This window comes from Alistipes sp. D31t1_170403_E11, from assembly GCF_015553985.1.
Lineage (GTDB): Bacteria > Bacteroidota > Bacteroidia > Bacteroidales > Rikenellaceae > Alistipes > Alistipes montrealensis.
The window spans coordinates 343,255-358,313 of the sequence record NZ_JADNHQ010000002.1 but is presented as its reverse complement, the minus strand read 5'-3'; the positions used below and the strand labels follow the sequence as shown (position 1 = coordinate 358,313).

The 15,059-nt window shown below is 56.3% G+C and carries 10 protein-coding genes; 4 read left to right on the top strand and 6 right to left on the bottom strand.

From position 1 onward, the window contains the following. The first annotated feature begins 15 nt into the window (after positions 1-15). A complete protein-coding gene (locus tag I2E69_RS04865) occupies positions 16-1,029 on the top strand; it encodes a branched-chain amino acid aminotransferase (protein WP_195459280.1) in 1,014 nt (337 codons plus the stop codon). A gap of 105 nt (positions 1,030-1,134) precedes the next feature. Here the strand turns inward: I2E69_RS04865 and mnmG are convergent, their stop codons facing one another. The 6 genes from mnmG to pheS all read right to left on the bottom strand — a co-directional run bounded on the left by mnmG (position 1,135) and on the right by pheS (position 8,470). Beyond that, entirely contained in the window at positions 1,135-3,060 is a 1,926-nt protein-coding gene (gene mnmG / locus I2E69_RS04860) for a tRNA uridine-5-carboxymethylaminomethyl(34) synthesis enzyme MnmG (RefSeq protein ID WP_195459277.1), read from the bottom strand. Further along, positions 3,057-3,959: a hypothetical protein gene (locus I2E69_RS04855; protein WP_195459274.1), complete on the bottom strand. Its 903-nt coding sequence runs from the start codon at positions 3,957-3,959 to the stop codon at positions 3,057-3,059. The genes mnmG and I2E69_RS04855 overlap by 4 nt, the downstream gene beginning before the upstream one ends. Next, positions 3,956-4,408, bottom strand: a complete 453-nt coding sequence (gene ybeY / locus I2E69_RS04850; RefSeq protein ID WP_195459271.1) for an rRNA maturation RNase YbeY — start codon at positions 4,406-4,408, stop codon at positions 3,956-3,958. The genes I2E69_RS04855 and ybeY overlap by 4 nt, the downstream gene beginning before the upstream one ends. Positions 4,409-4,501: 93 nt before the next feature. Continuing rightward, a complete protein-coding gene (locus I2E69_RS04845) occupies positions 4,502-5,629 on the bottom strand; it encodes a murein hydrolase activator EnvC family protein (protein WP_195459268.1) in 1,128 nt (375 codons plus the stop codon). Positions 5,630-5,636: 7 nt separating this feature from the next. Further along, a complete protein-coding gene (locus I2E69_RS04840) occupies positions 5,637-7,430 on the bottom strand; it encodes a tetratricopeptide repeat protein (RefSeq protein WP_195459265.1) in 1,794 nt (597 codons plus the stop codon). A 14-nt stretch (positions 7,431-7,444) separates the two neighbouring features. Next, positions 7,445-8,470, bottom strand: coding sequence for a phenylalanine--tRNA ligase subunit alpha (gene pheS / locus I2E69_RS04835; RefSeq protein ID WP_195459263.1), 1,026 nt, complete (start codon positions 8,468-8,470; stop codon positions 7,445-7,447). A gap of 76 nt (positions 8,471-8,546) precedes the next feature. Here pheS and I2E69_RS04830 point away from each other — a divergent pair, with 76 nt between their 5' ends. The 3 genes from I2E69_RS04830 (at position 8,547) to I2E69_RS04820 (ending at position 15,029) form a co-directional block, all read left to right on the top strand. Further along, positions 8,547-10,844: a patatin-like phospholipase family protein gene (locus tag I2E69_RS04830; RefSeq protein ID WP_195459259.1), complete on the top strand. Its 2,298-nt coding sequence runs from the start codon at positions 8,547-8,549 to the stop codon at positions 10,842-10,844. Between the two features lie 495 nt (positions 10,845-11,339). Next, positions 11,340-13,847 (top strand): endonuclease/exonuclease/phosphatase family protein, encoded by a 2,508-nt coding sequence (locus I2E69_RS04825; RefSeq protein ID WP_229095391.1) that lies wholly within the window; start codon positions 11,340-11,342, stop codon positions 13,845-13,847. Positions 13,848-13,907: 60 nt separating this feature from the next. Then, positions 13,908-15,029: a hypothetical protein gene (locus I2E69_RS04820; RefSeq protein ID WP_195459256.1), complete on the top strand. Its 1,122-nt coding sequence runs from the start codon at positions 13,908-13,910 to the stop codon at positions 15,027-15,029. The last annotated feature ends 30 nt before the right edge of the window (positions 15,030-15,059 follow it).

The following is a 15,059-nucleotide window of genomic DNA, read 5'->3' as shown; positions in this document are numbered from 1 at the left end:
TTAAACGAATAAGATATGGAAAATACAGATTGGAGCGCAATAGGCTTCGACTATCGTAAAACCGATTTCAATGTCCGCTACTCCTATGCCGATGGCAAATGGAGCGACATGGTGGTTACGGATGACGAGTATATCCAGATGCACATGTCGGCTTCGTGCCTGCACTATGGCATCGAACTCTTCGAAGGGCTTAAGGCTTTCCGTGGTATCGATGGTAAAGTACGCCTTTTCCGAGTTGCTGATAATGCCCGGCGTCTCCAATCGTCGGCAAAAAGATTGTGTTTGCCCGTTCCTTCGATTGAAATGATTGTCGATGCCTGCATCGAAGTTGTTAAGCGGAACGAACGTTTTATTCCTCCCTATGGTACGGGCGCTTCGCTCTACCTGCGTCCCGTTATGTTCGGAACGACAGTCGGACTGGGTGTGAAGCCCGCCAAGGAAGCCCTGCTGATCGTTTATTGTTCGCCCGTGGGTGCTTACTTTAAAGGCGGTATCAAGCCGATCCGGGTCGCTATCGACCGTGAACAGGACCGTGCTGCTCCACGTGGAACAGGAGACGTGAAGGTCGGAGGTAACTATGCGGCCAGCCTTTTGTCGGGCGAGAAAGGCCACGAGATGGGTTATTCGAATATCATGTACCTCGACGCTGCTGAGCATAAATATATCGAAGAGTGTGGAGCTGCCAATTTCTTCGGTATTAAGGAAGGTAAGTATATTACTCCGAAATCTCCGTCCGTACTGCCTTCCATTACCAATATGAGCCTTCGCCAGATTGCCCGCGATATGGGATTGACGGTTGAAGAACGTCATATTCCGGTTGAAGAATTGGATTCGTTCGAAGAGTGCGGAGCCTGTGGAACGGCTGCTGTGATCTCCCCTATCGGTTATATTTATGACATGCAGACCGAAAAATCATATAATTACAGTGAGGAAGTCGGTAAAAACTGTATGGAACTTTATACTCGTTTGCAGGATATTCAGTATGGTCGCGCAGAAGATACCCATAACTGGTGTACGATTGTATTATAAAAGCTGTTTTATATAAAAGAAAAGACCATCTCACAAGATGGTCTTTTCTTTTGTTCTATGTGGAACTATTTGGATTTGTCGGGGATTTGTTCCACGTGGAACGTTTTATCGCCCGAATTTAATTAGCAATACATTTACGTCCGCCGGTGAAACACCGGGAACCCGTGACGCTTGTCCGATCGTTTCTGGTCGGATGCGGGATAGTTTCTGGCGGGCTTCGATTGTGAGTGCATTCATTGAATAAAAATCAAAATTGGCAGGAATACGAATGTTTTCGAGTCGGTGTAACTTCTCTGCAATGAATTTTTCGCGTTCTATATATCCTTTATACTTGATTTGTATCTCTGCTTCTTCGATTACTTCCGGGCCTATTTCGTTCGAGACAATGAATTTTCGTAATTTGGGCAGGACTCCTTGCAGTGAATCGAATGTTACATTGTTACGCATCAGGATGTCGTAAAGCTTTCTCCCTTGTGTTAAAGGGTCTGAATTTATCGATTTTAAATAGTCGTTAATTTCGGCTGCTTTGATGCTCTGCTCGCGGGTGAATGAAATAAGCGATTCTACAAGCGTGTTTTTTTTGATAAAATGGTCATATCTTTTTTGCGTAATAAGTCCGATTTGATAACCTAATGGTGTCAAACGGATGTCGGCATTGTCTTGTCGGAGCAGAATGCGGTATTCTGCCCGGGAGGTGAACATGCGGTAAGGTTCGTCGACACCTTTGGTCACCAGGTCGTCGATCAGTACGCCGATGTAAGCTTCGTCGCGCTTCAGTACGACGGCCTTCTCCCCTTTCAGTGCCCGGTGGGCATTGATGCCGGCCATCAGGCCTTGTGCCGCTGCCTCTTCATACCCCGTCGTGCCGTTGACCTGTCCGGCGAAGTAAAGTCCCGAAACCAATTTTGTTTCGAGTGAATGATGCAACTGGGTGGGTGGAAAATAGTCGTATTCGATGGCGTATCCGGGGCGGAAAATGTGCAAATCTTCGAATCCGCGGATTTTGTGCAGGGCTTTCCACTGAACTTCCCAGGGTAATGAAGACGAAAAACCGTTCAGATAATATTCGTTGGTCGTGTTTCCTTCGGGTTCGAGGAAGAGTTGGTGCTGCTCTTTGTCGGCAAAGGTGCGGAGTTTATCCTCGATCGACGGACAGTAGCGCGGACCGATGCCGCAGATGGTTCCGTTGAAGAGCGGCGACTGATCGAATCCGGTGCGAAGGATATTGTGAACTTCAGTCGAGGTATAGACCAAAAAGCAGGGTAATTGCTTTTTGACAGGCTGTGTTTCGGGCGAAAAGGAGAATTTGGCGGGGTTCTCGTCTCCGTATTGCGGTTCGAGAATTTCGAAGTCGATGGTACGGGCGTCGAGGCGCGCCGGGGTTCCGGTCTTCATGCGCCCGGTTTCGAATCCTACGGCCCGGAGGCACTCCGTGATTCCGTGCGAAGCGGCGTCCCCTGCCCTGCCGCCCTCGGCGTGCGAGGCCCCGCAGTGCATCAGTCCGCTGAGGAACGTGCCGGATGTGAGTATGACTTTCCGGCACGAAAATTCGACTCCCATGCGGGTTCGAACGCCCCGGACTACGGGTTTTCCAGGGGCGGAAGCGCTTCCTTTTCCGCTGTCGGGATTGGTGTCCGGAGTCGTGTCGAACAGCAGTTCGGTCGCTGTATCCTGCCAGATATAGAGGTTCCAGGTGTTCTCGAGCGTGTGGCGCCACTCCTCCGAAAAGCGCGTTTTGTCGCACTGGGCCCGGGGACTCCACATGGCTGCACCTTTTGACCGGTTGAGCATCCGGAACTGGATGGTCGTGAGGTCGGTAATACGGCCCATTTGTCCGCCAATGGCGTCTATCTCTCTGACAATCTGCCCTTTAGCAACTCCGCCTACTGCCGGGTTGCACGACATGGCAGCCATCTTGGCCATGTCCATCGTGAGCAGCAACGTGCGGGAGCCCAGGCGTGCAGCTGCCGAAGCGGCTTCGCATCCGGCGTGTCCGCCGCCGATGACGATGATGTCGTAGTCGAGTGTCATTCTTCTCTTTCGTTTTCTTTGTTCCGGTCTGCATCGCCGGAGATCCGCCCGGCGATCATGGCCTCAAAATCCAGCCGGTCCCAGGCTATTTCGTCGCCGTCGGGCAAATCCGTAAAGTCCCATTCGACGAGGTCCAGTTCCCGGGCCGTTTCGAGCGGGGCGTAGAGGCCGTAGAACAGGGGCTTTTTCCGGCTGTCGTTGTCGTTGCTGAATGCGAACACGGCGATTTTGCGCACGGAGTCTACGATGAATATATCCGCCTGCTGCACATCCGGATAACCTGCCGTTGTCCGGAAACGGTAGTGTGCAGGATCGATGCGTTCGAATGCGTCGATGACTGAGGGGTACGGACCGTCCATCATTTGCCGGACGAACAGCGAATCGTTGATCCATATCGGATACCAGTAGAGCATGTCCACATAATATTCGCCCCGGTATGAGTCGATCGGGATCCAGGTCCGGGGACAATCCTGCAGCGAATGGACCGGGAACGATCCGGGATGCCGCTCTTTTTTCAGGATGTCCAGACTTTGCGCGAAATTGTCCCTGCTCCAATCGTCATAATCGGGTGTCGAGCAAGCGTCGAGCAGGCGGTGGGACTCGGAGTCCCGGTTTTTGTCGATATACGCCCGGCAATGCCGGATGTAGCCGCCGTCGGGATTGTAATCCGACGATTGGAAGAGGAACGTCGTGTCGTTCTCCACGAAAGGACCGTGGCGTGTGAAAGTCCGGTTCGCAGTATCCGCCCGGGAGATGGAATCGGATGCCGGGGCGCTTGCCGTTGCGACGACAGCGGAATCCGTTGCCGTGCCGTTGTCCGAATTATCGTTCGTCGTCCTGCGTCCCAGGCAGCCTGCGCAGAGAAATCCGATAAGAAAAATCGAGAGGTATGTTTTCATGGACTAGGGGTTTGTTTTTCGGTATTCTCCCAGAATTTCAGGTACTTATCTTCTTTTCGGTGCATCTGCGCGTTGCTGCGGGGCGTCTTGTCTCCCTGTCCGCAAAGGTGCAATACCCCGTGGACTACTACCCTGCGCATCTCCTGCAAAGCCGATGCGCCGTACTGGCGGGCGTTGTCGGCCACGGTCTCGATGTCGATGAAGATGTCGCCCGAGACGATGCGGGCCTTCTTGCGATCGCTGTAATCGAATGTAATGACATCGGTGAAGTAGTCGTGCCCGAGGTACTGGCGGTTCATCTCCAGCAACCGCTGCGCGGAGCAGAAAATGTAGGCGACATCGCCGAGCGTATAACCCTCCTCTTCGGCCACTTCGCGCAGCCATTGCGCCGTGAGGCGCTTTTGAGGGAGTTTATAGCTGCAATCGTCGGTAAAGTATCTGACAGCCATTTTCGTTGTTGTTATGTCGTGTCTGTCCCGGGGGTGTCCGGCGCAGGGGCGGACGTTGCCGGCCGCCGGGCGGAACCGCAGGAGACGGCAGTTTTATTTCTTGAAACAGTCCTCCGCCCGCATCTTCTGCCCGGGATTGGGCGGATAGATGCCGAAGACGAGTTTGTACTCCGTTTCCATCGTCATCACGTTGACCGCCGAACCGATGGTTCCGAGTTGTGCGTTCTTTGCCACTTTCTGGCCCTTTTCGACACAGATCGTCCCCATGTTGGCATAGGAGGTTATATATTCGCCGTGAGCGACGTAAACGTCGTATTTGTTGGTTATGCGGTTGCGCTTCACGTCGACGACCTTGCCGTCGTAGATCGAGATGACATGCGCCCCCTTCGGGCCGGAGATCTCGGCCATGTTCTCCTTGTAGCGTTTCACACGGCCGGCCGTTACCGGAAGGCGCAGTCCCGAGGTCTTCGTCGAGAACGATGCTCCTTCGGTGTTGCCCTTGGTGAGCTTGCGCAGTTCGCTGATCGCCACATCCAATTGCTGTTCTTGCGAGAGTTTGCGCTGGAGGGCGGTCTTCTCTTTTTGCGACATCGAGCGGATGCTGGCCTTGGCATTGCGGGCGTCGCGCTGGAGCTTCTCGCGCTGCGCCGAGAGTTTCTGCGTCACCGAGTCGAGCGACCGTTTGCGGCGGTCGAGCGCCTCCTTTTCGATGCGGACCTGCATGGTCAGGGCTTCGATGTCGCGGAGTTTGCGTTCGCGCAGCGAGGCGACTTCGCGCAGGGCGGTGATTTTGCGAGCCACGTCGGTAAAGTCGCGCGACGAGAAGAGGAATGTCAGGTAATTGTTGTGTTTGTAGTTGCGGTAGGCTTCACGCACCATTTCGCTGTACTGCGCCCGGTCGCGTCCGAGCGTTGCCGAGAGGTTGCCGGCCACGCTGTCCGTGCGGGCGATCTCCTCGCGCAGCAGGCGCGCCTGCTTTTCGGTCTCGTCGAGCAGTTGGTTGCGCGAATCGATCTGCCGCGCTAGGCGCCTCACCCGCTCCTCGGTGGCCGTGCGGCCCTGCTGGAGCTTCGAAATCTCCTTTTCTTCGTTGGCGATCCGCTTTTCGAGGGCCGCGATGACGCGTTTCTGCTCTTCGATGCGGTTGTCGGTGGTTTGTTGGGCCACGGCGGCGAAAGCGAAGAACAGGAACGCAAGGGTCAGTGTCCGGAGCGGTCTCATGGGCGGGTTATTCTTGGGGTTTGGGGCTTTTGGCGGGCTGTTTGAGCCGCATTTCGATCTGCTGGGCGTCGTATTCCTTTTCGAGCGCCCGCCGCCAGTAGATTTCAGCCATGAACTGCTCGCCCAGTTCGTGCAGGATATCGCCGTAGTGAACCATCAGTTCGGGGCTTTTCTGTCCGTCGAGCGCAACGGCCTTCTGCAGGACCTTCTTGGCCTCGTCCAGGCGTCCCAGTTTGAAGAGCACCCAGCCGTGGGTGTCGAGGTAGGTCGGGTTGTTGTCGGTGAGCGCCACCACGCGGCTCGACATTGTCAGCGCGCGTTCCAGGTCGCGTTCTTCGAGCGAAAGGAAATAGGCGTAGTTGTTGAGTACCACCGGGTTGTCCTTCCAGTAGCCCAGGCTGCGGTCGTAAGCCTTGTAGCACTCTTTCATGTCCTTGCGGTAGGAGCCTGATTTGGCCGACTGCGCTATGCGGGTTTCGTCCCATTCGGGCGCCCCGGCGATGGCTTTCTGATGCCAGGCGTCGCCGATCATGCCCCAGATACTGCCTTTCAGCGAATCCGTATCGGCGAAACGCAGCGACTCCTTGTAGGCTTTGACTGCCTTGTCGTACTGCTTCGCATAGCTCATCACATGTCCTTTCGAGATGTGGAAATCGACCTTTCCGGGGAAAAGTTCCAGGGCGCGGGTGACGTATTTTTCCACCGAGTCCGGGTGCTGTAGATAGCTTTCGATGTCGATGACCGTCCGGAAATAATCCTCCACGGGAGGCTCGTCGGCGAGGTGGTTCTTGTAGAGCGCGAGCGCCTGTTCCAGTTCGCCCGAGGCGATCAGGTGGCGGGCGTAAAGCTCTACGACGCGTTTGTCGTCGGGGTAACGGATGGCCAGCGTCGAGGCCAGGTCGTTCAGTTGGAAGTAATATTCGCGGTAGAAGCGCGTGTCGGAGGTGAACTGCCCGAAGCGTTTGATCTTGGTTTCGAGCGGCAGGTCGTCGGAGCGGAATAACTGCCGTGTGACGGCCAGCAGCGACCGGTAATCCTGTCGTTCGGCGTGGAAATCGGCCAATGCCATCAGTGTCTGTACGTTCGTGGAGTCGATCGCCAGTGCACGGGCATATTCGGCGCGGGCCAGCGAATCTTTCTTGGCAATGGCATAGAGGTCGCCCAGGACCACGTGGTGCTGTACCTCGTAGGGTGCGTCGTCGACCATCGCCCGGGCTTCGACCAGGGCTTTGTCGATCTGGTTCGTAGCCACCAGCAGGCGCCGTTTCATGACGCTGAGCAAAGGGATGCGCCCGAAGCGCAATTCCGCCGAATCGAGCGTCACGAGGGCCATAAACGGATTCTGTTTCTGTTCGTAGAGGGCTGCCAGGATGCGGTAGTTGTCGGGGTCCTTCGGATTGTCGGTCTGCAGGCGGCGGTAGACTTTCAGCGCGTCGTCGTAACGCCCGGCGTAGATGAGTGCCTGCCCGTAGAACTGGTGATACCACTTGTTGGTCGTGTCGAGCCGGAAGGCCGTTCGGGCCAGCTCCACGGCCTCGTCCGGCGAGGCGTACATGCCGTTCGCCGCGAGTTCGTAGTAGGCCGGGGCGTAGGTCGAATCGCTGCGGATGGCTTCGTGGAACAATTCCCGGGCCCGTATCGAATCGCGGGCGATGGTGTTCTGCTTAATGCCCTCGGTGTAGAGCCACACGCTGCGCAGCGAATCGGGGTATTCGGGCACTGCCGAAGGACCCTTCCCGGTGACGAATGCCGTGGAGAAGAGCAGGAGGCAGAAAACCGTTGTCGCTGTCAGGCGTTTCATGGGCAGATGCGGGTTTAGAGCGCTTCGTCGAACTGGTGGAGGAACCGCACGTCGTTTTCGAAATAGAGACGCAGGTCCTTCACGCCGTATTTGAGCATGGCGATGCGCTCAATACCCATGCCGAAGGCGAATCCGGAATATTTTTCGGGGTCGATGTTGTTTGCTTTCAGTACGTTCGGGTCCACCATGCCGCAGCCCATGATCTCGAGCCATCCCGTGCCTTTGCAGACCGGGCATCCCTTGCCGCCGCAGAGGTTGCACGATACGTCGACCTCGGCCGAAGGTTCGGTGAAGGGGAAATAGGAGGGGCGCATGCGGATCACGGCCTGCTCGCCGAAGACCTCCTTGGCGAAGTAGAGCAGCGACTGCTTCATGTCGGCGAACGAGACGCCTTCGTCGATGTAGAGGCCCTCGATCTGGTGGAAAATGCAGTGTGCACGGTAGGAGATGGCTTCGTTGCGGAAGACGCGGCCCGGGCAGATAACGCGGATGGGCGGTTTCTGGCGCTCCATCGTGCGGACCTGGATCGACGAAGTGTGCGTACGCAGCAGGATGTCGGGGTCCTTCTCGATGAAGAACGTGTCCTGCATGTCGCGCGCCGGGTGCTCGGGCGGGAAGTTCAGGGCCGAGAAAACATGCCAGTCGTCCTCTATTTCCGGACCGTCGGCCACGGTATAGCCCAGCCGCGAAAAGACCTCGACGATCTGGTTCTTCACCAGCGAAATCGGGTGGCGCGAACCGAGGTGCTCGGCCGAACCGGGACGCGTCAGGTCGCCCGACGACGAGGCGTTGTCGGCGGCGGCGTTCTGCAACTGCTCGCGCAGCGCATTGATACGCTCCGTGGCCTCGTTTTTGAGGCGGTTGAGTTGCTGCCCCATTTCGCGCTTGAGTTCGGGGGCTACGGTTTTGAACTCCTCCATCAAGGCGGTCAGCTCACCTTTCTTGCCGAGGATTTTGATGCGGAATTCCTCGATTTCGGCGGCAGCTTTCGGTCGAAACTCCTCGACACGTCGCAGGAGTTCATTGATTTTGTCGGTCATATTTTGATAGTATTTCTTTTTTGTCTACTTTTGAAGGACATCATAGTAACGTGCAAAGTTATAAAAAAATTGAGATATGTTGCGTAAAATCGGCTCATTTGTCGGGATGCTGCTGCTGGCCGTACTCCCTGCCGCGGCCCAGAAGATAGGGGTCGTGATGAGCGGCGGCGGCGCAAAAGGACTCTATCACATCGGCGTCCTGGAGGCGCTCGAAGAGAACGGCGTGCCGATCGATTATGTGGCCGGGACCTCGATGGGCTCGATTATCGCTGCGATGTACGCCGCGGGCTACTCTCCGGCGGAAATGCGCGATATCGTCAACTCGGGCGTGGTCAAGGAGTGGGTTTCAGGACGTATCGACCCCAGCAAGTACATGGCTTATTACCGGCAGGTGGGGAGCAATCCCGCATTCCTGAGCCTGCGGATCGATGTCGAGAATCCCTCCGGCAAACGGTTGCGCGTGCCCCGGAACCTGATCTCCTCGACGCAGATCGACATGGCCCTGACGGAGTTGTTCGCACCGGCGACAGCGGCTTCGGACGGCGATTTCGACCGCCTGATGGTTCCCTTCCTTTGCGTGGCCAGCGACCTGAACCATCGCGAACCGGTGGTGATGCGCGACGGCGACCTGAGCGAGGCCGTCCGTTCTTCGATGTCCATTCCGCTGGTTTTCAAACCGATGGTGAAGGACTCGATGCTGCTCTACGACGGCGGCATTTACGACAACTTTCCGTGGAAACCCCTCGACGCCGATTTCAATCCCGACCTGATCGTCGGTTCGATCTGCACCGAAGGCAACACCCCGCCCAGCGAGAAGAGCAACATCATGGACCAGGCTTTCATGCTGGCCATGCACGATACCGACTACACGCTGCCTGAGGACCGCAGCGTTACGATCCGCCGCGCCGTGGGGGTCAACATGCTCGACTTCGACCAGGCCGGGGCGATTATGGATGCGGGCTACGAGGATGCGATGACGGCCATGCCGCAGCTGCTGGAAAAGGTCTCCGAACGCCGCGATTCGGCCTATTATGCCGAGCGCCGCGAGGCGTTCCGCGCCAAGTGCCCGCCGTTGATCTTCGACGATTACAAACTCGAAGGGCTGAAACGGGCCCAGCGGGCCTATATCCGTGATTTCGTGCAGGTGGACCGTCGCACGCCGGGCATCCAGCGGCCGATGGATTTCTCCGAATTGCGGGACAATATCTACGAGGTGCTTGCGGGCGGCGACTTCACGATGGATTTTCCCACCGTGCGTTACGACTCGGTCCGGAAACGTTATTCGTTCGAGGCCAAGTTCGGTACGCGGCCCAACTTCAAGATCACTATCGGCGGAAATATCTCCTCGACGGCCTTCAACCAGGCGTATATCGGTGTCAACTACAAGACCATCGGCCGCGTGGCGCAGCAGTTGGGCGCCGACCTCTACCTGGGACCGATCTATACCTGGGGAATGATCGGGGGACGGACGGATTTCTATGCCTGGAAACCGATTTTCCTCGACTATTCCTACAACTTTGCCGTCCGGAATTTCCGCCACGGCTATTTCGGCAACGTTACGAAAGTCCGTAACGCCGAGCAGGTCAAGAACAGCGAAAGCTTCTTTTCGGCAGGTGTAGGCATTCCGCTGACCCACCGCAGTGTCTTTGCGCTGCGCCTCAACGGCGGGCACGTCAACTACCGCTACGATTCGGAGATGCTGTTCGCCGACGACACCGACCATTCGCGCTTTTCGTTCTTCGGCGTCAGGGCCGGACTGGCGCGCAATACGCTCGATAAGTTTCTCTATCCCCGGCGGGGCTCCGAGCTGCACCTTTCGGCCATCTATGTCGCCGGACGCGACAAGTATGAGCCGTACGACGCGGATAAGTTCATCGTACGCCAGACCCGCCAGTGGGTCGGGGCGCGTTTTACGTGGGACAAATTTTTCGACATGCCGGGCTGCCATTGGTTCTCGTTCGGCCTGAACGTTGACGCCGTCTTGACCAACCATCCGGAGTTCCGCACCGAGTCGTCGACGCTGATGTCGATGCCGGATTACGCCCCCATACCCCACGCGAGGATGGTTTACATGCCCGATTACCGGGCCAAACGCTTCGTCGCGGGCGGACTGATGCCGACCTTCGATTTGATGTCCAACTTCTTCTTCCGGACGGGTTTCTATGCCATGTACCGCGAAAAACGGGATTTCAATCCGCTGGGCGAGCCCGACCGGCGCCTGCACTACATCGCCGAGGCATCGCTGGTCTACCACACCCCGATCGGCCCGGTGAGCCTCGCGCTGACGAAGTACGACCTGAAAAACTGGCGGAACATGTACCTGACTTTCAATTTCGGGTATGCGATTTTCGCTCCGAAAGGAACGTTTTACTAGCGCTTCCGATCTGCTTGCGAATTGGGCGGCACGCTGCACGGAGGAGGGCTTTTTCCCTCTTCGGCGGCGGCCTGTCGCAGTCCATCATGTTAATCCACAGCACACTCGAAGTCCGGGTTTTTCAGAAGGGCCCGGATGAAGATTTTCAAAAAAATGCTTGTATGTGATCTTTTTTTTGCTTAATTTTGCTTATTCGGCTTATAATGGAGCATGAAAATGCTTTTGAAAACAATTTGACCAATAACCCAAACGAAAGGAAATGAAATTGTTTCACTGTCGGCTGTTTGATTGTTGCCATTCGGTTGCGATGCACGATGTGCATGGTGCGAATGGTGAAATTCCCCCCCCCTCAGCGACGGTAGCTTAGCGAGCAATTTTTTAACAGACATATTGTTATACCGTGTATATATTGCCTTTCCGGCAATGTGTACACGGTTTTTTTGTGTCCTATTCCGACCTCGAACCTGATTCGATCAAACCCTAAAACCATACATTATGACTTTAAATCTACGAAAATTATTGAGTTGTATTTTAGGATCGGCCCTGTTGCTGACCGGTCCCGGATGTAGCGGCGGTGAAAAAGGCATCGACGATCCCGGCAATCCCGAGAATCCGGGTAACGGATACGAGGATATCAAGGTGGTGGACGGCAAGGTCCGGTTCTATCTGCTCGAGTCGGAAAACGCCGCCCGTAAGTCGATGGGTGTCGGCGAACGGGCGTGGAGCAAATCGACCGTCTCGGTCAACGGGAAATCCTATCCGGTCGCGACCGACGAAAGCGGACGCAACTACATAGAAGCCAGCGCGTCGAGTTCGGGAACGTACAACGCCATCCTGACGACTCCGGGTTCTTCGGGCTGGTATGGCACGTCGGCCTATGCCGATGTGAAACTGCCCTATTCGCAGTTCTGGGCCACTACGGCTGCGTCGTTGCAGTCGTATCCCATGTACGGCTCCTACACCAAGGAGAACGGCAACAAGATGGTATTCGAGGACGCCTTCGCCGTGCTGGACCTGGCGCTGACCGGTTCGGCCAGAATATCTTCGGTGAAGGTGAGCAGCCCTGCGGCGGACATCGTGGCAGGATTTGCCAATTTCCTGCCGTCGCAGGGGCAGTTTAAGATGACCGGAGGCGTCGGTTTCGCCGTGCTCAACTGTACCGACAACGGCAACTGCGTCCCGCTGAGCAGCAGTACGCCCAAGCACTTTTACATCATGCTGGCCCCGGGCGATTACTCGTCGGGATTGAAAATCACCGTGTCCGATTCGGAACACCGTTCCATGGAACATATCTTGTCGCCGGCGCAGCTCGCAGCGGGCAAAGCCACGACCGTAGCGCTGAAATACGCTCCCGACGCCGACCTCGTGTTCTCCGAAAGTTTCGATAATTTCGTATGGGGCGGCAATATCATGGCCGGCCAGGAATCGACGGGATACGCGCCGACGGCCGAAACCATCACCGCCAGTACGGGAACGGACCGGAACGGCTATGCGGACTCTTTCGAAAAGGTATCCTACAACAATCCGGGTTCCGCTTTCATCCAGTCGAATACCTGGGACGAAATCAGCGGCAAGACGGTCGGCACGTCGCATCTGATGTCCGATACGTATGTCGCCAGCCGCAATATCGGCGATTACACCTATATGTTCCGCTGCCAGGAGTATCAGGGCTTCCTCGCCTGCGGCGCGGGCAACACGGGACGCGGTATTTTCCAGACCGCGGCTTTGCAGGCCATCGACGGCATCAGCTCCGTCAAGGTTTCGTTCGATTTCTGCTACCAGTACGGGTCGACGGACCTGCTGGTGTTCCAGGTGGTGAACGGCGGCATGATCGCCTCGGCCGCCGTCGACGGAAAGGAGATACCTCTGACGGCCGAAAACTCGGGCTATGCGAGCGCTGCGGGGAAATACATCGTCGAAAAGAAGCACGTTACGCTTCCGTCGGGCGAGTCGGCGGCCAAGGAGTGGCACCGGGTGGAGGTCGTCGTAAACAATGCGACCGACGGCACGATGCTCTACTGGGGCGGCAACGATACCGGCAGCGGCGTCCACGGCTTCTATCTCGACAACATCGAGGTCCGTTCCCTCGGCGAAATGGGACGGGGCGCTGACAACCTGCGCGTTCTCTACTGGAATATCCAGAACGGCATGTGGTCCGACCAGGGGAACAATTACAGCAATTTCGTCGCGTGGGTGAAAAAATACGATCCCGACGTTTGCATCTGGTGTGAGTCGGCGTCCATTTACAAGAACAACACGAACACCGGAGCGCCGGAGTCTGAAAGGTTCCTGCCGGCCGGGTGGGCCGCACTGGCTGCACGCTACGGCCATTCGTATACGGCGGTCGGCGGCCACCGCGACAACTATCCGCAGACCGTTACGTCGAAATATCCGATCGAAACGCTGTTGAAAATAACCGATTCGGACCAGGCGGGCAAACCCATATCCCACGGCGCCGGCATCCAGCAGATCACCGTGAAGGGGCGTAAGATCAACCTCGTGACGCTTCACACGTGGCCGCAGGCCTATGCATACGGAGTTACCGGCGCGGCGAACCAGGAAGCGAGCGCAGCAAAGAACGAGGGCGACAAGTACCGCGAGTTCGAGATCAAGTATATCTGTGCGAAGACGGTCAACGATCCGGCGTACGCCGCCCAGCAGGACTGGCTGATGATGGGCGATTTCAACTCCCGTTCCCGCCTCGACAACTGGTACTACGGTTATCCCGCCAACGATACCCGCCTGCTGGTCCACAACCACATCCTGGACAATACCAATCTGGTGGATATCATCGCCGAGCGCAATCCGGGCTGTTTCGTATCGTCGACCTACGGCAATGCGCGTATCGATTATATCTATGCGTCGCCCTCGATGTACGACCGGATCGTGAACGCGCTGATCGTCGTCGACAAGTGGACGACGGCGACCAAAAGCCCGTATGTATCCAATTTTTACGACCCCTCGGACCACCGTCCGATACTGGTCGATTTTGAACTGAAATGATCGTCCGCCGCAGAATACCCGACTTAGTAAACATACAACCAATCGTTAACCTTTTTACTTATGAGAAAAACAATTTTGACGGAGAGTTTCGTCCGTTTTTCACGGAGATTGACCGGTATCGCGCTCCTGGCGGCGGTAACGGGCATCGCATCGTGTGAAACGCATTCGAACTCTGATCGCAACGAGTCGATCGCAGTCTATGCGGACCCGACCGGGAAGGAGCCTATCGACGCCGCTTACGTCGACGTGCGGGGCGGGCTTGCCCGAATTTACGTGGATTCCAACATCGATTTCGCTGCATCGTGGCAGGACGACGCGACGACGCCTTGGGTTTCGCTCCTGCCGTATTACACGGTGGATCCCCAGACGGGCCGCAGTATGGTAACCATGAATGTCCAGCGCCGCAGCAAGACATCCAGTTACTATACGCGCCGTACGGGCATGCTGATTCTGGCGGCTACCGACGGCGGATTGAATTACAACCGCATCCTTCCGGTTCACCAGGGCTCCACGGCCCGTGTGAGCAACGATTTTTCGTCCATGAAATACGGAAAGGAGGACCCCCGCTTTACCGACAGCGAGACTTCGATCGACAATTGGACGACGGCCCAGAAGAATTACGGCTTTTCGTCCACGAAGATCGAAGGGGAGGCCGTCACCCACTGCTACGGCAAAAACGGTTACCTGAAACTGGGCGACGACAAGGGACACGGCGCCGACCTGATTTCGCCCTACACCAACACGCTCCGGAGCGACTCGATGCTCATGGTTTCGTTCAGGGCCGTGGCGTATACCGACTACTATACCGGAATCAAAGACGATAACAAGATCAGGGTCGAGGTGCTCGACGGCGGCGTGATTGCCGATTTTGCCGACTCCGAAAAGACTTCGATCGATCTCGAAACCGCCTACTACGATCCCAAAAGCGATGAATTTCCCGAAAACATGTGGGAGGGAAGCGATTTTCTGATCTTCGTGGTCAGCACAAAGGCCAACCCGATTACGGTCAATACGCGGATTCGCATCACTTGCGGTTCGCTTACGCAGCCTTCGGCGACCAACAGCCGTATTTTCCTCGATAACTTTTATATCCGCCGCCTGGAAGTGGACGGGCAGGACTATTTTGCCCAGAACAACGGCAGCGGCAAGGATATTATTCTCGGGGCGCCTTTCGAGGAATAGCAAGCATGGAAATGGAATAAGTCGTTTTAC

What these genes read in the sequence shown, in the direction of transcription:
- I2E69_RS04865 (WP_195459280.1), top strand. Translation starts at nt 16, where the DNA reads ATGGAAAATACAGATTGGAGCGCAATAGGCTTCGACTATCGTAAAACC.
- mnmG (WP_195459277.1), bottom strand. Translation starts at nt 3,060, where the DNA reads ATGACACTCGACTACGACATCATCGTCATCGGCGGCGGACACGCCGGA.
- I2E69_RS04855 (WP_195459274.1), bottom strand. Translation starts at nt 3,959, where the DNA reads ATGAAAACATACCTCTCGATTTTTCTTATCGGATTTCTCTGCGCAGGC.
- ybeY (WP_195459271.1), bottom strand. Translation starts at nt 4,408, where the DNA reads ATGGCTGTCAGATACTTTACCGACGATTGCAGCTATAAACTCCCTCAA.
- I2E69_RS04845 (WP_195459268.1), bottom strand. Translation starts at nt 5,629, where the DNA reads ATGAGACCGCTCCGGACACTGACCCTTGCGTTCCTGTTCTTCGCTTTC.
- I2E69_RS04840 (WP_195459265.1), bottom strand. Translation starts at nt 7,430, where the DNA reads ATGAAACGCCTGACAGCGACAACGGTTTTCTGCCTCCTGCTCTTCTCC.
- pheS (WP_195459263.1), bottom strand. Translation starts at nt 8,470, where the DNA reads ATGACCGACAAAATCAATGAACTCCTGCGACGTGTCGAGGAGTTTCGA.
- I2E69_RS04830 (WP_195459259.1), top strand. Translation starts at nt 8,547, where the DNA reads ATGTTGCGTAAAATCGGCTCATTTGTCGGGATGCTGCTGCTGGCCGTA.
- I2E69_RS04825 (WP_229095391.1), top strand. Translation starts at nt 11,340, where the DNA reads ATGACTTTAAATCTACGAAAATTATTGAGTTGTATTTTAGGATCGGCC.
- I2E69_RS04820 (WP_195459256.1), top strand. Translation starts at nt 13,908, where the DNA reads ATGAGAAAAACAATTTTGACGGAGAGTTTCGTCCGTTTTTCACGGAGA.